Source organism: Bradyrhizobium genosp. SA-4 str. CB756, assembly GCF_000473125.1.
Classification (GTDB): domain Bacteria; phylum Pseudomonadota; class Alphaproteobacteria; order Rhizobiales; family Xanthobacteraceae; genus Bradyrhizobium; species Bradyrhizobium arachidis.
This window is the reverse complement of record NZ_KI421499.1, coordinates 4,299,033-4,320,518: the sequence shown is the minus strand read 5'-3', so window position 1 is coordinate 4,320,518 and position 21,486 is coordinate 4,299,033. Positions and strand designations below refer to the sequence as shown.

Here is a 21,486-nt window from a genome sequence, read left to right as displayed (position 1 = left end):
GTCCTCATCACCTAGCGCCGACCCGCGGCGAATCAGCGGCGGTCACGTCAGTCCGGCCCGTCGCCGACGGCGCGCCTAAACTGCCCACTTTTCGGAAAGGCAGGTCAGGAAGATCCTGGTATCGCAGCGTGACCTCCACCGCGTCACCCGGCTGCAACTCGGTGTCTTCGCTCGCGACGATTCGATCCGGCCCCTTTTCGCCCTTCCTAATGATGGCAATGTCCGGCTTGCTGCCGGCTCCTTGTAGAAGTTGCGAGCGAACCATCGCGGTGTATTGAAGCTTCTCGCCGACGCTCTGCAGCTTCTCGCGAATCTCATTGAGCTTGACGCTGGAGTCTTGCAGCTCTCGGAGCAGGTCGAGCCTACGCTGGTCGTCGAGCTTTGCCAGCCTTCTGACAAACTCGTCCTGCAGCTTCTTGACCTGTAGTAGTTGCGCTGAAGTCTGCAGCTTTCGGGTTGACGACACCAGAACCGCGCGGCGCGCATCCGTCACTCTAGGGCTAATCAACGCCCCCTTGCCGTACAGATCGGTCGATTTTTGCAGATCGTCGAGATCCGTCTGGAGTGCCTCGTCATCCTTCTTCTGTTGCTCCGACAGCACGCGAACCTCGTCATCTCCCTGTCGAACGCCGCGTTGAAGGTACGCCTTCTCCTGCTGATAATCGCTCTGCTTCGTCTTCAAATATTCCTGTTCCGCATTGAGAATCTCGGAAATCGCCGATCGGCTTGCGGGCCCGTCCGTCAGAATGCCCGGGTTGAGCTGCGTTGCCTCTCCGAGCTCACTCTTGACGCGCCACATGCGCGCCTGTTCTTTGGCGAGTTCTGTCCAAAGCGACCCATACTGGCTTCTCAAGTCCGCTGACTCGAGAGACGGGTTATTCATTCTGATCCGAAGGACGTCGTAGCCACCTGCTACGGCCACGAGCTGGCGTGCAGTGATAGACGGACGATAAGGATATTCACCCGGCCTCGACACGTCTCCATTTATGTATATCGGCCTGTACTCCGCCACGGTCGCCGTGATCTCATCTGCTTCTATTACGATCGCGACCTCGCGACCATCCGAGCTCCTCTGGCGAAACACCTTGCTGGCGAGCGCAGCTCCGATTTTGGCCCGGATCTGCGGTAAGGGCAGGCCGGCCACGGGAAGCGTTCCTACTAGCGCCAATGAAATGTTCCCATCCATTTGAACGGGAGCACGTTGCCGCAGGTCGGGCACACCGGCGACTGAGACCTCTAGTACATCTCCGACGTTCACGCGATATTCCGCCTTTGCGAGAGTGATCGAAAATGTCAGGCCAACAGCCACCAAGGCCCATTTGATGCAACAACCGAGGTTGCTGCCAAAGGCATTAACCTTGAGAAAACTGCGCGGTGTGGAGATCGCCATGGAAGCAACTTTCAGTACAGACGTGGTCACCACGATAAAATCCTTCAAATTTGATGGCGGGTGCCAATGCGTCAAACGTTGCTGATGCTGGGGTAAGAGCGATCGGGAAAAACCCACGTTCCGTTCCCTCATCGACGCTAGGGGGCAGGCCTTCGTACCCATGTTTCGATTGATCGGAGCCCTGTTGGATCATCCACGTCCCATCGGCCCCATTGAATTCGGGATGAGCGCAACGGACGGCTGCCGCGACTCTAATCCGGTAGTGCCGCGGCTCAACGGACCATTGTAATTACCCATTTATTGCCTTTCCCAACCAGTGACCCGGAATGTACTGATTCAACCGGAGACGTGCGATTGGGCCGTAGAGTAGAGTGCAATGATTGGAATGAGTTATGCGTCCCTCCTCAATTTGCTGGCTCCCACCAGGTTTCCGGCACACTCGGCCGACGACAGCAGGGCCAACTCAGCAAGCGTCGGTATAGGCCGGTCGTTTGCCTCTTCAGTCTGGCGGCTATCAAATTCGTTGCCCATCGTGCCTTCGGCCTCTTCTCGCAGCGGTCGTCTATCACCGGTTGATGCATTGTGTTGCGCGTTGATGAGACGCGTTCTGCTGCATCTTCCACTACGGACCCTTTTGTTAAGTCGCCTGTGGACTTGATCTAGCTGTCGTCGCGGAGCCTCAACTATCAGCGTTGGTACGGAAATGCTGCAGCAAACAACGGAAAACTGGGTTAATCGAGACAATACGCCGCCGCCCGAATTTCGTCCGGCACCGATCGTGTCCTTGCCGGAAGTGATAGCCTTCATACGACGACGCCTTTTGATGATATCGCTGACATGTTTGGCAACGATGGGCATCGCCATACTTTACCTCATCATCACGGTGCCCACGTTTACTGCCAGGGCGCAGCTCATCGTGGACTCGAAGGTGCCCACTGCGGACGCTGCCGCGGTGGCAACGATCGTGCAAAGTCAGATCGAAATCATGAAGTCTGACAGCATTGCTATTGCCGTGATCGAGAAGCTCAGCCTTGCTGAAGACCCTGAATTCGCGACCGGCCATGGTAGCGGCGTGATATCCCGGATGCTTGGCTGGAGCAGGCCGGAAACGAAAGCGAGCGCCGTGCGCCGTACCGTGGAGTTGTTTGAACGCAGGCTTTCGGCCAAGCGCGTCGGGCCCACGTATCTTGTGGAGCTTACCTTCGAATCCAGAGATCCGGATCGAGCGGCACAGATCCTAAACGCCGTTGCAGAGAAATATATCACCCATCAATTGGATAGGACCGACCTGCAAGATGAGACATGGGTCAAGGATCGATTGAGCGAACTGAGCGCTCAAGCATCAGCGGCGAGAAAGGCATTTGAGGATTACAGCAGAAACAAGAAAGATGCAGGGGAGTCGGCCGCTACCATCGATGAACTAGCCGCGGCTGCTGAATCATCCAAGAGCGCCTATGACAATTTTCGCCTCGTGCTGCGCAAGATGGAGGCCACGCGACAACTGTCCTCGCCGGTGCTTGTGGCCAGTCTCGTTAGCGGAGCGTCGCCTCCCTTGAGGGCCACTTGGCCAAAACCCAGGATTGTGCTTGGAACATCAATCGTTGTGGGGACGCTTCTTGGCATCGCTGTCGGACTGCTGCGCGATCTGATGGAACGAGGCACGCGTGCCAGCTGGGAGGCCTGGAAGGGACTTCAACTTGCATGCATCGTAGCCGTCCCAACGGTCACGTCGGGGGACGTTTGGACGAAGTTGACCGCAGTGTTCTCTGGCCGAGCTCAAAAGAAGCCGACGAAGTCGGCGAGCCTCAGCGGCCCGGTCACGTCGATGCGAAAAGACCCAATGCCTAGCGCCATGCGTGCTCCAACCAGTCCTTCCTTGGCGGACCGTCCACGATCGCGAAACATCGTGCGCACGGCGAGTCCAATCTGGACCGTTACGGATGCACCACAGTCCCGATTTGCCGAGTCGTTACTCGAGATCAAGCTAGCCATCGATGCGATGAACCGTGGCGGCGAGCGAAATCAGGTTATTGGAATTACTTCCATGCAACCGAGCGAAGGAAAGTCCACCGTTGCAGCGGCATTGGCGTTGCTTATGGCCCAGGCTGGAGCTCGAGTAATTCTGCTAGACTGCAATCTGCGAAATCGATCACTCTCGGCCGAATTAGCTCCGACCGCTTCGTCTGGCATTCTTGATGTTATGACAGGAGCGGCTTCGGTATCTGAAGCGACGTGGACTGATTCAAAATCACAGCTGGCCTTTCTTCCAGTCGGCAATAGCTCTCGACCGATCTACGCAAGCGATGTTCTGGCTTCTGAGAAGCTCAGCAGGCTTTGTCAGATCCTTCGTGACGCTTATGAATACGTCATTGTCGATCTGCCGGCCGAAACGAGTTCCATGGATGTTCGTGCCGCGGCACATTTGTTGGATTCCTTGGTCCTTGTTGTAGACGCTGGGCGTATGAATGTCGGCGTCGTCGAGCGTGCGCGAAAGATCTGTAGCGATATGGATGAAATCATGCTCGGGGTCGTGCTGAACAAGGCAGATGTGGAATTGGTGAAACGGTACGGACTACGATCTTGATGGACGCCACGCAGGCTATGATGCGTGACAAAGGGGACTGAGGGTCAACGCCTACCACTCAGGGGCGCATGCGAGGAGCGCGAAGCTGCCGTTTCGCGTTCTGACTAACTCGAGAGGACCGGAAGTCACGCTCCCCTGGTTTTAGTGTTTTCTGGACTTGAGGTTCGCGGAGGACCGCAACGATATAATCGATATCAAACGCTGAAAGTCGGCAACATGTCCGTAGAATTTGCTCCGAATCTTGCGGTGGGACGAACTGGAAGTGGTTACTTTGATCGCGACCGGATTGTCAGCTTTTTGAAGTATCGCCACCTAAGCCGACGCTTGAGAGTGCGCCAGCGTCCTCTTTCACCTTCTGGCCAGGAGCGTCTCGTAGCCGCTCTAGCAACGCACTACTTTCGTGATCCACCAGGTTATCGGGACACACCGGCGGGTAGGAAGGATCTGCACGACCATGTTATTGCTCGCACGCATGAAGATCGCAGAACCGTAGTTCCCTGGCTCGATACGCTGTTTCGTCTGGATGGCGCCAAGATTATCGAGATTGGGTGCGGGACTTGTTGCTCAACTATCGCCCTCGCCGAACAAGGCGCCGAAGTTATTGGGTATGACATTGACAAGGGAAGTCTAGCGGTTGGCGACGAGCGCCTTTCCATTTACGGACTTAAAGCTGAGCTGATAAACGGGAACGCTACCGAGATTCCGGCAGAACGAATAGCGGAAGTCGACGCTGTTATATTTTTCGCAGCGGTGGAACATATGACCCTCGACGAAAAACTGCATTCGTTCTCGTCAGTCTGGCGTTCCTTGCGCAGCGGTGCCTATTTGATCGTGATGGATACTCCCAACCGCCTTTGGTGGTTTGATTCACATACCTCGTTGCTGCCCTTCTATATGTGGCTGCCCGATGACTTGGCCGTGCACTATTCACGGCTCAGTCCACGCGTCCCTTTCAATGAGAGAGTGAGGCCACCGATAACAGCGGAAACGCTCCTGCGTTTGACCAGAACAGGCCGAGCCGCCAGTTACCATGAATTTGAGCTGGCGTTGGGATCTCTTTCGGCGCTTCAGGTCAGTAGCTTGAATCGCTGGAAGCGTGGCAATCTACTCCAATTTGCAAAGTGGTTCGCTTTTGATCGCTCATTCGAAAGATGGCTGCGACGCCATGGCCCGCGGATAGATAGCGCCTTTTATGAGCCCTACCTCCATCTTGCGATCCGAAAGCCGTAGGTCGAGCAGATCCAGCTCAAAGTTGCGACCGCTCGTACTCGATCCTACGCGCTTGCGCGTATGTCGATGACAGTCAGCGTGTCGATGGCTTGGGAGGCCGATGAAGGCCTGGTTGGCGCGTCCCAGACGTCTCGCGTTGAGACCGCTTGTGACAGAGAAACCTCGTATCACCCGGCATGCGCCAGCGAACCGGCCGAGGCCTCGCGCCGTTTCTCCATGGTGAGGCAGAACGAGCTGGTAAGGCAGTAGGCGGCAACGCTGTTACCAAGAAGCAGCCGTCCGGCGGATCTCAAGGTGTTGAATGAATGCCATCGAATGATCGGATTGTTGAAGCCGGCCTGAGCAAGATGCCGCGCCCACAACTGTGGCGACTGGTGCTTGTGCCACTCTATCGTAGGCAGGAACGGATTGTTTAGGCGCAGGTCGCCAAACAGGTTCCGCCGAGCGCAGTCGACAATGATGAGTTTTGCGCCGGGACGGGCCAGCGAGGAAAGCTTGCCAAACAATTGGTCATACGAGCGCTGCGCTTCGCGATCGCGAGCCAATCCGATGCACGCGTCTTCGTCCAGGTGATTGATCGATGCGTGCAGGAGCAAAATGTCGAACGTGCCATCGCCGGGGTCATATTCCTGCAAGCGGCGAGGGAGCAGTTGCACGTTTTTTTCGCCAAGGAGGGAGATTGTGCGCTGGAATGCCGCGTTCACGCCAGTGGTCGAACCCGCGACCTCCGGTTCAAGGCAGATGACCTTTTCTGCTCCTGAACATGCGGCGTAAAACGATAGCATCCCATCGCCTCCGCCGATATCGAGCATCGTCTTGCCTTTGAAATCGATCCCGTCAAATAGATAGTTCACATAGAAACGGTGATTCCCGCGGGCCATCCCTTTCTCTGCGATGTTGAAGTAGCGGTCGAATGAATTAGGATCGGGTCGTTGCATCGGTCCCCCGCATCATATGTCGCGGCCAACACTGTTAGCCGCGACGGCGATGGCCCATTCTAGCGCTCGAAAGACAAAACCGAATGAAAATTCCATCGGCTCGCCAAATCATTGGAGGTAGCCCTGTCGGCGCCAGGTTCGGAGTCCGGCGGAGAACTGGCCCGTCCGGACGCCCAATTCGCAGTCAACGTGCAGGAGTGAGGGACGTCTTCGAGTGTCTCGCGAGCTTCACGGGCACGCGAGGTCGCAACCTGCTATGGAACCGGCATGCCGGCGCGAGGGCTTTTTCCTATCGTTCTCGCAAAACGTCATGCTGGTACCTGGCGAGCGGCGAGAGCAGATAGCCGATGATACGGCGGGACCCGGTCTTCATCTCCACGGTAACCGCCATACCTGGGCCGAGATCCACGACCCGATCGTCGGCCTTTAGCTGCCGCTGGTCCAGCGATATCCGGGCGGCATAGACGAGATCGTCCTGCCGCTGCTGCCCGCCATCCGACGTGTTCTGGGCACGAGACCTGGACTCGGCGGCGTCGCGGCCGTCGCGTGAGATGGTATCGGGCGAGATGCTCAACACCTTGCCGTGGAGCACCCCATACCGCGTGAAATTGAAGGTATGCACCTTGATCTCGGCGTCCTGGCCCGGATGGACGAAACCGACGTCGTCGTTCGCCAGCGTGGCTTCGATCTCGAGGTGGCTATCCTGCGGGACAACTACGGCGAGGACCTGAGCCGGCGTGACGACGCCGCCCACCGTGTGCACGGCTAGCTGCTGGACGACACCGTCGACGGGGGCGACGAGATCCTGGAGTTTCGTCCGCCGATCGGCCTTGATCGCGTCTTGGGCGACGCCGGCGGCCTTCTGCTCGGCTTTTGCCAGCTCGTCGTAAAGCGCGCGCCGGAACTCGGCTGCGGTCCTGTCGCGGGTCTCCCTGAGCGTGGCAAGCCCGGCCTCGGCTTCCCTCAACTTGCTTCGTTGAATAAGGAGGTCCTGCTGCTGGCCTACCAGGTCCTGATACTCGCTCAAATAATTTAACTTTGATCCAAGCTGCTTGTCGAACAGGTATTTGCGGGTTTCGACCCGCTCCTGGAGCGGCGGGATGGTGGCCTCGAGCTTGGCGACACTCGCCTCGACAGTCGAACGCTCGGCATTCTTCTGCGACGCTTGGCGGTCGAGTTCGGCGAGCTTGGCGCGCTGTTCGGATGTCTGGCTAACCAGGAATTGCCGGTGCATCTCGATCTGGGCGGCCGTCGCGTCTGCCGGCGGATGGAAGTTCGCGAGCGGGTCGTCGCTATCCGCGAGCGCTGCCCGCAACCTCGTAACGTCGAGCTGGGCGGCGACGAGGTCCGCCTTGACGTGGCCGTGCTCGGCCGCCGTCATGGTCGGATCGAGTTCAATCAAGCTTTCTCCGGCGTGGACCTGTTGGCCCTCGCGGACATTGATTGCCCGTACGATACCACTTTCCAGCGGCTGGATCAGCTTCGTCCTGCCGCTGGGGATGATCTTGCCGCTGGCCGAGGCGACGATATCGACCTTGCCAAGCGTAGCCCATGCGAGTGCGACGCAGAAGATGGCTATGACGGTCGCGCCGACGGCGCGGCCGACGGGCGAGGCCGGCGTCTCGGCGATCTCGAGCGCAGCCGGCAGAAAGGCGAGCTCGTAGTTGTTACGGCGGATCGGGCGCTTGGGAAAGGGAACGATGGAGTTGTTAGCGGACGCCATGGAGACCTGCCTGCAGGAGGTGGAGTTTCGCGTAACGGCCGTTCGAGTGGAGCAGATCGTTATGGTTGCCGTCCTCGACGACGCGGCCGGCCTCCAGGGTGATGATGCGGTCGGCGGTCCGCACCGTCGACAAGCGGTGGGCGATGATGAAGACAGTCCGGCCCGCTGCGATCTGCTTCATGTTCTGTTGAATGGCTCGCTCGCTCTCATAGTCGAGCGCGCTCGTAGCCTCGTCGAAGATGAGGATCCGCGGATCGGCGACGAGGGCGCGGGCCACCGCGATGCGCTGCCGCTGGCCACCGGAGAGGCTTGATCCGCGCTCCCCGACAACGGTGTCGTAGCCTTCGGGCAGAGCGAGGATGAAGTCGTGCGCGCCGGCTAGGATGGCCGCATTGAACACGCGCTCCATCGGCATCATCGGATCGGCGAGCGCGATGTTCTCGCGGATCGTCGTGTTGAACAGCACGTTCTCCTGCAGCACAACACCGATCTGTCGCCGCAACCAGGCAGGATCGACCATCGTCAGGTCGATCCCGTCGATGAGGACGCGTCCGCGCTCTGGCACATACAGCCGCTGGACCAGCTTGGTGAGCGTGCTCTTGCCCGATCCTGACGAGCCGACGATGCCGATCACCTGACCGGGTTCGACGTCAAAGGTGAGGTCCTGCAGGGTCTCGGGTCCGTCGGCGCGATAGCGGAACGTGACGTGGTCGAACGTGACCCGGCCGCGGATAGGCGGGAGCGCCGCGCGGCCCGGGCTCTGGGCCGGCTCGGGCATGGTGTTGAGGATATCGCCCAGTCGTTCCACCGAAAGTCGGGCCTGATGGAAGTCCTGCCAGATCTGCGCCAGCCGCAGCACCGGCGTGCTCACGCGTGCGGATAGCATGTTGAACGCCACGAGTTCGCCGACACTCATGCTACCGCCGATGACGAGCTTCGCGCCGAGATAGAGCGTCGCCGCGGCGACAAGCTTGTTGATGAACTGCACAGCCTCGCTTGCCACGTTGTTGAGGCTCACGACGCGGAAGCTCGAGGCGACGTAGCCGGCGAGCTGCTCCTCCCATCGCCGCTGCATCTGAGGCTCGACCGCCATTGCCTTTAGCGTCTCGATTCCGGTGACGCTCTCGACCAGGAACGCCTGGTTCTCCGCGCCGCGTCGGAATTTCTCGTCGAGGCGGCGGCGGAACAGCGGAGTCAACCCGGCTGAGATGCCGATGTAGAGCGGGAATGCTGCAACGGCGACAAGCGTCAGCAGAGGCGAATAGTACATCATCACTGCGAGGAACACGAAGGTGAACAGCAGGTCGAGGACGAGCGTGAGCGCAGAGCCGGTGATGAACTGGCGGATGTTTTCGAGCTCGCGCACACGGGCGACCGAATCGCCGACCCGCCGCGCCTGGAAATAAGCGATTGGCAGCGAGATCAGGTGACTGAACAGGCGCGCGCCGAGTTCGACATCGATGCGGTTGGTGGTGTGCGCGAAGAGGTAGGTGCGCAGGGCTCCGAGGATAGCCTCGAAGATACCAATGGCCACGATGCCGAAGATCAGGACGTCGAGCGTCGTCAGGCTGCGATGCACCAGCACCTTGTCGATGATCACCTGGAAGAACAACGGCGAAATCAACGCGAAGAGCTGGAGGAAAAGGGATCCGGTCAACACTTCGGCGAGCATCCGCCGGTACTTGCCGATAGCACCCATAAACCAGGTGATGTCGAAACGGCGTGCAAGGTCCGTCAGGCCCGCGCGGCGCGCCATCAGTATCAGGCCACCGCTCCAGATGGCCTCGAACTCCTCACGCGTCATCGTTTCCGGCCGCTGCTCCATCGGACGCTGCACCAGCACCTTGTCGGGAGCGGCTCTGCCGAGGATGAGGAAGCTGCCGTCGCGCAGCACGGCGATGCCGGGCAGTGGCGTGGTCGCGAGCCGATCCCAGCGCGTCGAGAGCGCGCGCGCCTTCAGGTCCATCGCCTTGGCGCAGCGGAGCATCTCCGCGACACCGATCCGCGGCGAGCCGATGCGATGGCGGATCTGTTCGGGTTCGGCACCTATTCCATGACAGCGCAGCAGGATCACCAGCGACAGTAGCGCCGCTTCGGTTTGGGCGGGGTCTTGAGCCGCGGCCTCGTCGTTCGGCGCGAACACGTCAAGCGCGGCGTCCTTTGAGGTGGAGCGCGACCATTGCTGCAGCCCCTCGGCGAAAGTTCTGATGCGTCCGAGGGCGGCGGTCGTCAAGCTGGCGCCCTTTGAGGCGGACCGCGACCATTGCCGCAGCCGCTCGGTAAAAGCTCTGATGGGTCCGACGGCGGCGGCCGTCAAGCCGAGCGCGAAGGTCTTCAAGCTGCGCGGCGCGGCCAGCACGACGACGCGGCCGTCCCAAACGCGCTCCAATTCTGTCTGCGACATGTATGTCGGCCGTCGCGACGTCAGATCGGCCACTACTACGCGGTCTTCGACGATCTGGCCTAGAAGCATGAACCCACCGGTCCGGAGCGCGACGATGGCCGGCAGGGACAGGAGCGGCAAGCCGGTCCAGTCGCTGTTGAATGTCCGCAACGTCAGCCCCAGCGCGCGGCCGCAATTCAGCATCTCGGTGACGTCGAATACGTCTCCCTTACAATGCTGGCGGACTTCCTCCGGCGCAACGCCGCGCCCGTGGAGCCGCGACAGAATTGTCAGTGCCGTAACGCCCTGCTCGAATGCTTGATTCTGGTGCGCGGCCTCAGGCCGCTTTGTCCTTGTGGTCATGTCCTGAAGCTCCGGCGGTGCGGTACCGTGACCGCCCCCGAAGGGGCGGCCCGGTCCCGGTCAGCCTTGGTTGCTGGTTAGTGCAGAGGTCTGGTCAGGAAGTTGGCGTGTTGTTGAGACGACGCGGATGATTGCGTCGCGGCTTGCGCGAAATGCGAGTCGCGACCGCAATCGCCCGCCATCATCTGATTGAGGAGGGCGTACGCCTTCGCGCCAGCGCCTGCAGCGGGATCGGTCGTCGTCGTGGCGGGAGCGGACGCGCCGCCCCCCCTCGACGCTCCGGCCTCGCTGAGCGTCGTTGCTGCACGTGCGAAGTCGGGATGATGGTTGAGCCACTGCGCAACGTCGGTGTTGTTGGTAGGCGATTTGCCCGACGACGTGCTGCTGTCGGACGTCGTCGTTGACGTTCCGGTGCTGGCTGCGGCCGGCGTCGTCGTCGACGTCTCAGAGCTCGTTGCGGCAACTGTGTGATGGTGATGGGACGAGTGGTGCCAATGGTGGCCTGAAGACGTGCCATGCCCTGACGCCGTCGTCGAAGTGCCCGAGCTCGTGGTCGCCGGAGGATCCTTCACCGTGATGGTCTGGGCCGCGCTCGTGATCGGGGTGCCGGTCGAGTCGGTCGCGGTGACCGTCAGCGTCGCGGTCGGATGACCGTGACCTCCGTAGGACGAACTCAGCGATAGACCGCTGTTGACCTGGGCCGCAGTCAGCGTGATCGAACTTCCACTGAAGGTCTTGCCGTCGAGTTTGTCCGTGATGGTTTCGTATGTCGGCAATCCGGAGATTTTAACCGTCACGTCATCGCCCACATGCGGCACGCTCACGCCGAGTCCCAGCGAGACGCTGCCGCCCGGGCTGACCGACAGTGTGTTATCGGCGACAGTGAGGGTCGGCGCAACCGGGGTCGTCGGCTTCGCCGGCGTCGTCGTGTGCGTTCCGCCCGTGCTACCCGAGGACGTGCTGCCGGAGGAAGTGTTGCCGGTCGGATCGGTCACGGTGGTGTTGCCCGACGAGTGGGTGCCGCTTGAAGAGGTCCCGGTGTTGCCGCCCGTGCCGGACGAGGAGGTGTCGGACGAGGAGGAATTACCGGTCGTGCTACCCGAGGACGTGCTGCCGGAGGAAGTGTTGCCAGTCGGAGTGGTCACGGTGGTGTTGCCCGACGAGTGGGTGCCGCTTGAAGAGGTCCCGGTGCTGCCGCCCGTGCCGGACGAGGAGGAATTACCGGTCGTGCTACCCGAGGACGTGCTGCCGGAGGAAGTGTTGCCAGCCGGAGTGGTCACGGTGGTACCGCCCGACGTCGTGCCAGACGAGGAATCGCCGGTCGTGCCACCCGAGGTGCTGCCCGATGACGACGTGCCGCCCACGCCCTGCCAGCCGCTTGCGGCCGAGCCGGTGACGAGCGTCATGTTGCGATAATCGACAGCCGCCGATTCGGATGCTGGCGACCGGTAGATCCCATATTCCCAATAGGTCGGATCGCCAAAACCCAAGGGACCCTTATAGTTCACGACCTCCTGGCCATTGACCGANACCTTCAGATAGCCCGCGCTGGTGTTGGAGAAATTGGCCTGGACGTTGATGTCGTAATACTGTCCCGGCACGATAGTGGGACCGTCCCAGGTAAGGTGCTTCAGATCAGAGGATCCGTTGCTGGGATTGCCGCCGGGCAGGGCATACAGCGCATCAAACTCCATCTTATCGCCGACCATGTTGACGTAAAATGGAGGCGAGGTGGACACGCCGCTCGCGCTGTCATCGTTGTGCATTTGGCCCAGGATGAAATACGACGACGTCGTATTGACGAACGTGTTGTTGGGGCCGTTGGGCTCGAGCTTGACCTGATAGTCGATGGCGATCGGGGTGCCGGCCGCAATACGCGCTTCGCCTTCGATTTCGGAACGATCAGGATAAGAGCCGTCGTACCAGGCGCGATCGCCCGAGTGGACTTCGAAGCGCAGCGTGTCTGAGTCAGGATTGCTCAGGCTATAGCTGTTGCCAGCCGTCTGGACTTCGTAGCCGTCGCCACCGATATCAAAGCGATTTTTTGGTGCAGAAGAAAACGACGTAATCGTGCCGTTAGTCGCCATTCCAGGCCTCCTTACGAGTTACATTGCAAGAGTTCGGGAATTCCACTGCCGTGCGCGCGATGGCACACGACATACCGCATGCTCGCAGTGCTGAGCACCGCGAACACCTTTACGTGCCGCGCCCCGTGATGACGGGAGACACAGCACATGCTCGCAGCGCTAAGGGCCGCGAACACATTTCAAGGCAGTGGGAAATTTCGAGGTACCCCCCCAACTGCTCGGCCAGTGGGTTAATTAGGAAGTGTGGCGAAAAAAATTTCAAAATGTGATTAATACCTAGGTATGTCGGCCCAATACGTGCCCATATCGGGTCAGTTCAAGGCGCCCGCGCGATTTCGCCATCAGATTTGCGTTGGCGTCGCGACCGATCGAAGGGAAGAACGCACGTAGGTACTATTTGACGCGCGCGATGCGAGGGCACTTCACGTTTAGGCCGGAGCCGTGAATCCTCACAATCCAAACTGCGCGATCGGTCACCAAAGCATCGTCTCATAATCGTCCCGCCGCTCACTTGCGGAAAATGTCGTCTGCGAGAGGCGCCTAGGCGCGCCCATTGGTGGTGGTCGCGTTGGAGACAAACAAAACAAGAAGCCTCGCGGCTTCATCGCTCATGAGACGCCCGAGTCACTGCGGCTAAGAGCCAGTTTTGTAGCGGCAAGAGAGCTCGTCTCGAATCCCCGATGGCAGCTCAACCTGGTCTGGTCGAGGTGCGTTTCACTTCAGGTGCGCAAACACCATTACGAACTTCCGTTCGCGCTTTGACGTCACATCGGCGCTCCATTGCGGCATTGCGCGCGAGCTTCGTGCACCTGGTAGCTTCATCCGAGACAGACTCGCCGATAGCTGCTTTTCGATAGTAGTCCGCTCCCGCCACGCCGACTGCGATCGCTTCATCGAAGATGGAGGGAGGTAAAGCGCATGGGGCGTGATTGTCTTCCTGGTGTTTGAAGTGACTCCGATGAACACTCGATCATGACGTTGGGACATGGATACTGTGCCGGGCAGAGCGCCTTTGCTGGCGTGGCGAAATAGCGCAACGACATCGCGGGACATTACCGCTATCGTCGGTTTTCCAGAAGCCTCAGGCGATCCGTCTCTATCGCGTCGCGAACGGAGTCGGTTCGGCAGTCTTCGTAGTCACAATTGGGTAGCCACTATGCCCCCGAGTGCACTTTCGATTCAGGTACGTCAGTTCTCAAGCTCTTGCTACATTTGCGTCGAAGTTGCGCGCACAGCTCGATTGCATCAGGGCGGGCGGGTGGCCGGATTTGGTGGCCCAGCAGCCATCATCGGCGCCGGCCCGTTCGGCGTATCGACCGTCGCGCGTATGCGGGCGAGTATCCTCCATCCTGAGCGTTTTGTTTCCAGTTTCGCCGATTCCGACCGCGCACCACACTGTGCAACAGTCCTGTAAAGAGGCAGCGCAGCGGAAGATTGTATGACGGATGAAGATTGTTAATCGAATGTACTGCAGGTCTGGTGCGCGTTCTGAACCATGTTAGACCGCCCTGACCGAACGGATTTCCTCCGTGGAGGTGGCCTCAAGTGAAGCAGCTGTTGAAACATAGCCTGTTTTATGGAGCTAAGGGTCTCGGACTTCTCCCGGTTTGTCGCAGATTTTTCGCTGGCAGAGCGGTCATCGTGATGTTCCACGAGATTCAGCGGGATTGTCGGTCGGAATTGATGACCGGAGCTTCGGTTGAACTTTTCGCGTTTTTGGTAGATTGGCTGCAACGAGAAGGATGGGCGATCGTTAGTCTCCAAGAGTGCCTTAAGCGCTTGGCCGAAGATGACCGATCTCGCCGCTATGCGGTCGTCACTTTCGATGACGGGTACCGGGACAATGTCTCGGTAGCGCTTCCGATCCTCGAGCGCCACAACGCTCCATTCACAATGTATGTGCCGACAGATGCTTTAAAGCGGACCATGCAGTGCTGGTGGCTGGGAGTGCGCGAACTAATTCGCTCGAGAGACGTGGTAACGATCGACGCAATGGATGCGCGGTTTCGTTGCCCTGATCAGCGGAGCAAGCGAGCTGCCTTGGGCAAAGTAAGAGACTGGGTGCACCAGGATTATAAACGTGCCGCGTCGCTCACGACGACATTCGAAAACGCCGGCATTTCCACGGCGGCGCTGAATGACCGGTATTTCCTGGATCCGGGCGAGCTCCAAAGTCTGGCGCGTCATCCTCTCGCGTCGATTGGCGGGCACACGACCTCACATCGAGCGCTCTCAGACCTGGATGAGACCTCAGCGCGAGCCGAACTGATCGATAATCGGAACTATCTGGAGAATCTACTTCAGTTGCCTGTCAGGCACCTCGCTTATCCTTATGGAACCCCCGGCGCGTGCGGTCTGCGAGAAGAGTATCTCGCCAACGAAGCTGGATACGCGAGCGCCGTAACAACACGACACGATCAGCTAACCGACGACCGTCTCAACCCATTCGCGCTTCCCCGCATTGGGGTGGACAGTACGTATGACACAGAAGCTTCCGTTGCTGCTCGATTAAGCGGGGTACAGTTGGCAGTGCAGGCGCTTCTCGCGAAACGATCACGTCGTCATTCGTCGAAAGAAGCTTCGCACCTGACTCGGCCGACAGCGCGCTGACACCGCCGCACGTCTTAGGGGAGGGCGCCCGCCACCGTTGAGGCGATCGCCGCTGCAGAGGCCGCAGCGGCGGAAAGTGATCCTGGATGAAGCAACGTGCCTTTAAGTCCAACAAGGCACCGGTGTGTGCGGGAGTGCCCCGGCCTTCAACCGTGCCGTCCTTCGCTCGATCGATGGCCGTTGGTCTAGAGCCGGCCAAGGGATAGGTCGCCGGGTTACATGAGCGAATGAACGAGCGCGCTCGTTTCGAAACCAACGCTGCCTCGATCCCAGCCGCGAGCTGCTGCGTTCGCCGGTGAAGATCCATGCCGTCTCAATATGATCATCCGCTGCGCAGCAAACGCCTGTCCACTGCCTTTGCCCTGAAGTTGGAGAGAACGTCGGCATATACCTCGACGATCTTCTCCACCGTGACGACCTGATCGTACCTCGCCATCGCCGCTCGCCCTCGGAACTCGCTGCTCCGCGACCAGTCAAAAACCTCTCGAAGGTTGCGGGCAATCGTGCCGACGTCCGGCGGACAGATTCGCGTTCCCGCGATGCCGCTTAGAAGCTCGCCAACGTCGCCGACCTTCGTCGCAACCACCGGAAGGTTACACGCGAGAGCTTCCTTGATGGAGGTCGGCGACCCTTCACGATCCGAGCAGAGGAGCATGGCGTCGGCGGCGCTGTAACACCACGGCATTTCGCCGTTCGCCATATTGAAAACCGTCATCAATTCCGCGTCGACGCCCTCCTGCACGAGCCGCTCGACTGACGCTCGCGCGAGATCATATCTCTTCTCACGGCGAGCCGGATCAAACGGAAACAGAACGATATACTTGTCTGTTGGCCATTGCAGCCGCGCTCGTGCTTTGTCGCGATCGTACGGCCTGAATACGCCAAGGTCGACCCCGCAGGGAATCACGATTCCCGGAATCCGCTTTCGCAGCCCCTCGGAAACGACGATGATGGCATCGGCGAAATGCGACACAGCATGCGTGCACAGCCTTTCAAAGGCACTTCCGAGCACGTCGGTCCCGTGTAGCGTGATCACGAGTGGCGCCTTCGAACGAAACATTGCAGGATATGCCGAATAGCCGTAATGCGCATGGACGACGTCATATGCCACCGCGCGAGTCATTCGCATGACGTCAAGAGCGCACCGCAAGTAATTCATCTTGGACTGGGATCCGAGAATGTCGATCACGTCGACCGTGTGGCCGAACCGCCGCAGCTGCTCTACCTGATGGCATACGAAGGCGCCGGAGCCCGGTCTGTCTGGACTCGGATACATGTTGGTGACACAGAGTATCCGCACGATTGGTGCTCCCTCGACGTTGGCACGAGCTGCTAACAAGTCACAGATCTGCGCCGCCAACCTCTTTGAGCCGTCGTCGGACCTCCGCCGGGACGCCCATCACGAGCGAACTGTCGGGCACGTCCCTCGTCACCACGGCGCCGGCGCCGACGATGGCGCCAATGCCGATTCTGACGCCTGGCAGCAAGTTGGCTCCCAGGCCGATCGCGGCGCCGCGCGCGATGTGCGGCCCTAGCATGGGCGAACCGTCGTAGCCGTTGCGCCCGATCGCATTGTCGTTCGAAGTGCCGACGCAGCCCGAAATGAACACGTCATCTTCGATCGTCATATTCCCCGCCAACCAGGTGTGATCCTGCACCCGAACGCGATCACCGATGCGCGTGTTGTAATTGACCGTGACGTAACGCCCGATGACGCTCTTCGAGCCGATCCGTGATTGTTCACGGATTGAGGCGCCGTCACCAATCAGAGTGCCCGCGCCGACCAAGACGTCGTAGAAAATTACCGCGTGCGGTCCAACAGAACAATCAGCGCCGATATCGACCCAGGCCTCAAAACGCGGCGGGCGCGACAATGCGCCGGCCCCTTTGGGCGCCTTGCCGATATAGGCTCCCGGAAATATTTCGACGTTGTCTCCGATCCTTGCGCCGCTTTCAATCACGACATGCGGGTGAATGATCACTCCGTTGCCAATCGTAACATTAGGTCGCACCACGGCGAACTCGGCGATCGTCACCGCCTCACCGATCGCTGCGGTCTCGACAATCGCCCATGCACTGATTCGCGTCATCGCAGCTCCTTCGCGGTCTCGGCGCGCTGCGCGGCGGGCGAATACGGTGACTCCCGCTGCAATTCCTGCTGGCTGTCCTGCTCGGTCGCAGCGCGCACAATCGCGGCGATACGGCGCACCTGGTCGCGTGCAAGCTCGGGAAACATGGGCAGGGACAGTGACTGAGCGGCCATCGCTTCGCAGTACGGCAGGTCGCCCAGCCTGTAGCCGAGATGAACGAAAGCAGGCTGTAGGTGGAGCGGCACCGGATAATGGATCCCGGTCGCCACGCCGGCCTCGTCCAGCGTTTTGCGTATTGCGTCCCGCTCTTTCGTGGCGATCACATACAAGTGGTAGACGTGCGTCGATCCCTTTCGAACGAACGGCGTCTTGATCCCCGACTGCGCCAACTCCGCGGTGTACCACTCTGCAGCGCGCCGCCGATTGGCGTTCCATTCATCCAGGCGCCGAAGCTTGACCTGCAGGATTGCCGCCTGGAGGGCATCGAGCCGGCTGTTGAACCCGATCTCGGCGTGGCTGTAGTGGCTGGTTCGACCGTGGTCACGCAGTCGTTCGATCCGCTCGGCAATCGCAGCATTGTTGGTGGTTACCGCTCCGCCGTCGCCGTAGGCGCCGAGGTTCTTCCCCGGGTAAAACGAGAAACATGCGACATCGCCGAGCGCCCCCGTTCGGATTCCCTGATATTCCGCTCCGTGCGCCTGGGCCGCGTCCTCTAGCACGTAGAGGCCGCGGCGTCGTGCGATGTCCTTGATTGGATCCATATCAGCAGGCTGGCCGAAGAGATGGACTGCGACGATTGCCTTTGTACGATCCGTTATCGCGCGATCGATCATCCTCGGATCGATGGTGCAGGTATCAGGATCGATATCAACGAACACGGGCCGCGCTCCCGTCGCGGCGATGGCGGCCGCGGTGGCGATGAAGGTGTGGGCGGTTGTGATCACCTCGTCGCCATGGCCAATACCTAAGGCTCGTATCGCCAGATGAAGCGCGTCGGTGCCGTTCGCCACGCCGCGCGCATGGCGCGCCTGGCAATACTCAGCGAAGTCTCTTTCGAACGAGGCAAGCGCCTCGCCGCCTATGAACTGCGCGGAGTCTAGGATGCCCTGTATTGCTTCAGCTACCTCGTCCTTTAGCGTCTCATATTGCGCTTTGAGATTAACGAACGGAATTTGCATTTGTTTAACCTCATGGGAATCCGGCTCTTTCACTCGAGAACCTCATCGGGCACCGCGCCCCCACAGAACCGCGGGAACAGTCAGCGCGATCAACTTCAGGTCGGTCCAAAACGTCCAATTCATTGCGTACTCGACATCCATCTCGAGCATGGCCTCGGGGCAGATACGACCCCGGCCGCGGACCTGACAAATTCCAGTGATGCCGGGCTTCACAATGTGACGTTTATGGTGCCAATCCCGGAAGTGTTCGAGTTCATATGGAATCGCTGGCCGCGGACCGACAATGCTCATTTCGCCCCTCAATACGTTGAGGAGTTGAGGCAGCTCGTCGAGGCTGGTTCTCCGCAGCAGTCTCCCCACGCGCGTCACGCGAGGATCGTCTGTCAGCTTGTACGGGGCATCGGGATCGTTCGAGAGTGGTTCCTTCGCAAAAGCGCGCCGGATCGCCTCGCGATGGACGTTTTGGTCGGCGTTGTGATGAAGCGTTCGGAATTTGAAGCAGTTGAACGGCTTTTCGTCTCGCCCGATCCTACGTTGGCAGAAGACTGCAGGTCCGGGACTGTCGAGATGGATTGCTATCCATATCCCTATGAAGACAGGAGTCAGCACCACGATCGCAGGAACGCTGATCGCGACGTCGAGCGCCCGTTTTCCAAATTCCCGCAGAACCGCATTCCGTCGCGTGGCCTCATGTGACGGCAATTTCGGGACCTCCCACCAACACGTTCCGCCGCCGAAAAGCCGGTTGATCCTTACCGTTGGTACGGCGTTGGTGCTTGCGCCGTAGACACGCCGATGCCGCCTCGAGCGCTTCGACAACGCGCAGTCCATGCAATCCATCCGCGCGAGGCCGTTCCCCGGTCACGATCGCATTGACGAAGTCGAGTATCTCGAGTTTGAGCGGTTCGGTGCTGGATATCGCGGGGATATGAACGTCGCCATGATGATAGGCTGACTGGAAGTCGGCGTAGGAGTCGCCGTTTATTTGCGGCCTGAAGCGCTTCTGGTAGACGCGCACCTTCTCGGACGGCTGTACGTCGTCGAACACCAGCATGGCATCGCTTCCGACGATCGTGATCTGGCGCACTTTGACCGGGTCCAACCAGGAAACATGCACATGAGCGGTCGGGCCGCTCTTAAACCCCAGCTTGGCATATACAACGTCCTCAACGCCGGGTAGAACGTGCGAGCAACCCCAAGCGCCGATGTTTTGCGCGACCTCCTCCAGTAGGAAGTGGATGATCGAAAGGTCGTGTGGCGCCAAGTCCCAAAGGACATTGGCGTCTTGCCGGTAGAGACCGAGATTCAGGCGCCTCGAGTCGATGTAATAAAGCTCGCCAAGAGAGCCGCTCTGAATCATCTGGCGCATGGCAGTCACAGCCGGATGATATTCGAACGTGTGCCCGACCATGAGAACGCGCTTGTGCTGTTCGGCAATCGCATTCAGCTCGCGGCATTCCGCACTTTTCATGGCCAACGGCTTCTCGACGAGCACGTGCTTTCCGGCCTGGAGCACCGCCCGTGCTAATTCAAAGTGCGTCTCTACGGGCGTAGCAAGAATGACTGCGTCTATTGAAGGGTTGTTCAGTGCGTTGCTGATGTCGCGCGAAACGGCGACAGAAGGATACTGTGAGCGGATATATTCCAACCTGTCAGGTCGCGGATCAACGGCCATCGCCATCCTTGCGCCGCGTATATCGCAGGCGACACGGATGTGTTTCGCACCCCAGTAACCGCAACCGATGACCGCGAGCGACGGGCCGTCGTTCGCGATCTGGATTTCGGCGTCCTCACGATCATGGTTATTCGCCATGTTGGCTCCTTGAAGGCCGTTAACGTGCGCTCCATTCAAGATAGCCGATTGAGCGCGCGCGCTGCTGAAGCACACGGGTAATGATCTACGCTCTTTTGGGGTACACCCCCGCGCCACGCAGCTGTAGCCATGGCCAAAGTGATTAATCGGCCGGTCAAATACCGGCGCAAGGCCGCCCAAAAAGCTCTGGTTTTCCAGTGGTACAAGGGACCTGGCTTTGAGCCGCGAGCCACGCGGGGTGGGGGCAACCGCTAGCGCTTGTGCGACGCAGCGAGTTGGATGGTCGACGATGTGCGGTTTTTGCGCGCATCTCACGATTGTCGCTGATCCGCGCGATACGGCATCGTGTGTGCCGACGCGTGCAGAGCGACTGATCTTCCCTGCTGCCTCGCATGCGCACGCGCGGATCGAGCTGCGTCATCGTGCGCGCCTCGGCGCCAGGCTCGCATAGGCGGCGAGGAGGGAACGCTTTTCAACTCCCAGCGAAATCTGTCGCCGGCGCGCTCCCGGCCGTAGCTCCGCATACGCTCGCGGGCGGCCTCGTCCTTCGAGCAGTGCGACAATTCCTTCGCCGAGCACCTGCGGCGTCGGCTCCGCCACCACCCGAGCGGCGGCGCGGGCGTCGAGCTTTGCTTGTAGGTCAGAAAGGCGTTGAAGGCCGACCTTGTTCGCTGCTTCGCGCAAACGTCGTCCGCCTCGGCAATTCCGGCGAGCGAATCGATACCGGCAGGGTCGGCGATGCTGCGAGATCGCAAGCGCTCGGTGACACCAGCCAACCAAGGCAGCGCCTCGGCGTCGCAACGCCGCCCGACAAGCAGATAGGCGGAAAGAGTAGCAAGACGACGGCGAGCATCGCGACTTTGCAGCACCGCAGTGCGGCAATCAATCTTGGCGGCAAACAGCAGCTGCAACTCCGTTCTCTCGACGGGCCCGGCACGCACCCGGTCATGTCAAAGCAAAGACATAAGCCTGACTCGTTGCTGAAGGCGACGACTCCGCTGCCGAAGCGCCGGAACTCATTCAAGGCCGACCGAAGACCGGAGCCCGGCAGGTCACATCGGGAGAAGCTGAGGTCATATGCGATCGTTTTCCTTTCG

14 protein-coding genes and 1 pseudogene are annotated in these 21,486 nt (G+C 59.9%); 3 read left to right on the top strand and 12 right to left on the bottom strand.

Annotated features, from left to right (window positions below; genetic code table 11):
- Positions 1-7 precede the first annotated feature (7 nt).
- Positions 8-1,423 (bottom strand): polysaccharide biosynthesis/export family protein, encoded by a 1,416-nt coding sequence (locus tag BRAGE_RS0121270; RefSeq protein ID WP_231164328.1) that lies wholly within the window; start codon positions 1,421-1,423, stop codon positions 8-10.
- A 670-nt stretch (positions 1,424-2,093) separates the two neighbouring features.
- On the opposite strand from BRAGE_RS0121270, the gene BRAGE_RS51710 reads away from it, so the two are divergent.
- Both BRAGE_RS51710 and BRAGE_RS52920 read left to right on the top strand, forming a co-directional pair.
- Positions 2,094-3,974, top strand: a complete 1,881-nt coding sequence (locus tag BRAGE_RS51710; protein WP_084334280.1) for a Wzz/FepE/Etk N-terminal domain-containing protein — start codon at positions 2,094-2,096, stop codon at positions 3,972-3,974.
- Between the two features lie 216 nt (positions 3,975-4,190).
- Positions 4,191-5,204 (top strand): class I SAM-dependent methyltransferase, encoded by a 1,014-nt coding sequence (locus BRAGE_RS52920; RefSeq protein ID WP_084334282.1) that lies wholly within the window; start codon positions 4,191-4,193, stop codon positions 5,202-5,204.
- 167 nt (positions 5,205-5,371) lie between these two features.
- Here BRAGE_RS52920 and BRAGE_RS0121255 read toward each other — a convergent pair whose 3' ends face one another.
- The 5 genes and pseudogenes from BRAGE_RS0121255 to BRAGE_RS51705 form a co-directional block, all read right to left on the bottom strand.
- Positions 5,372-6,142 (bottom strand): class I SAM-dependent methyltransferase, encoded by a 771-nt coding sequence (locus tag BRAGE_RS0121255; RefSeq protein WP_028146331.1) that lies wholly within the window; start codon positions 6,140-6,142, stop codon positions 5,372-5,374.
- A gap of 289 nt (positions 6,143-6,431) precedes the next feature.
- The gene (locus tag BRAGE_RS0121250) at positions 6,432-7,865 is read right to left on the bottom strand and encodes an HlyD family type I secretion periplasmic adaptor subunit (protein WP_027559150.1); all 1,434 of its coding nucleotides are present in this window, start codon (positions 7,863-7,865) and stop codon (positions 6,432-6,434) included.
- Positions 7,852-10,008, bottom strand: a complete 2,157-nt coding sequence (locus BRAGE_RS49000) for a type I secretion system permease/ATPase (protein WP_051378489.1) — start codon at positions 10,006-10,008, stop codon at positions 7,852-7,854. The genes BRAGE_RS0121250 and BRAGE_RS49000 overlap by 14 nt, the downstream gene beginning before the upstream one ends.
- Positions 10,009-10,227: 219 nt before the next feature.
- A pseudogene (locus tag BRAGE_RS57905) lies at positions 10,228-10,611 on the bottom strand (cysteine peptidase family C39 domain-containing protein); the annotation flags it as partial.
- 77 nt (positions 10,612-10,688) lie between these two features.
- Entirely contained in the window at positions 10,689-12,698 is a 2,010-nt protein-coding gene (locus BRAGE_RS51705) for a heparin lyase I family protein (protein ID WP_028146330.1), read from the bottom strand.
- 1,545 nt (positions 12,699-14,243) lie between these two features.
- On the opposite strand from BRAGE_RS51705, the gene BRAGE_RS48990 reads away from it, so the two are divergent.
- Positions 14,244-15,308 carry a polysaccharide deacetylase family protein gene (locus BRAGE_RS48990; protein ID WP_231164329.1) on the top strand — a complete coding sequence of 355 codons (1,065 nt, stop codon included), beginning with the start codon at positions 14,244-14,246 and terminating at the stop codon, positions 15,306-15,308.
- 322 nt (positions 15,309-15,630) lie between these two features.
- Here the strand turns inward: BRAGE_RS48990 and BRAGE_RS48985 are convergent, their stop codons facing one another.
- The 6 genes from BRAGE_RS48985 to BRAGE_RS54665 form a co-directional block, all read right to left on the bottom strand.
- Positions 15,631-16,608, bottom strand: coding sequence for a glycosyltransferase (locus BRAGE_RS48985; RefSeq protein WP_347336546.1), 978 nt, complete (start codon positions 16,606-16,608; stop codon positions 15,631-15,633).
- A gap of 40 nt (positions 16,609-16,648) precedes the next feature.
- Positions 16,649-17,398 carry an N-acetyltransferase gene (locus tag BRAGE_RS0121225; RefSeq protein ID WP_035729937.1) on the bottom strand — a complete coding sequence of 250 codons (750 nt, stop codon included), beginning with the start codon at positions 17,396-17,398 and terminating at the stop codon, positions 16,649-16,651.
- The gene (locus tag BRAGE_RS48980; RefSeq protein ID WP_051377968.1) at positions 17,395-18,576 is read right to left on the bottom strand and encodes a DegT/DnrJ/EryC1/StrS family aminotransferase; all 1,182 of its coding nucleotides are present in this window, start codon (positions 18,574-18,576) and stop codon (positions 17,395-17,397) included. The genes BRAGE_RS0121225 and BRAGE_RS48980 overlap by 4 nt, the downstream gene beginning before the upstream one ends.
- A 42-nt stretch (positions 18,577-18,618) precedes the next feature.
- Positions 18,619-19,278 (bottom strand): sugar transferase, encoded by a 660-nt coding sequence (locus BRAGE_RS48975; RefSeq protein ID WP_035729934.1) that lies wholly within the window; start codon positions 19,276-19,278, stop codon positions 18,619-18,621.
- On the bottom strand, positions 19,265-20,389 hold the full coding sequence (locus BRAGE_RS48970) for a Gfo/Idh/MocA family protein (protein ID WP_051377966.1): 1,125 nt from the start codon (positions 20,387-20,389) through the stop codon (positions 19,265-19,267). The genes BRAGE_RS48975 and BRAGE_RS48970 overlap by 14 nt, the downstream gene beginning before the upstream one ends.
- A 311-nt stretch (positions 20,390-20,700) precedes the next feature.
- Positions 20,701-21,300 (bottom strand): hypothetical protein, encoded by a 600-nt coding sequence (locus BRAGE_RS54665; RefSeq protein WP_141263482.1) that lies wholly within the window; start codon positions 21,298-21,300, stop codon positions 20,701-20,703.
- Between the last annotated feature and the right edge of the window lie 186 nt (positions 21,301-21,486).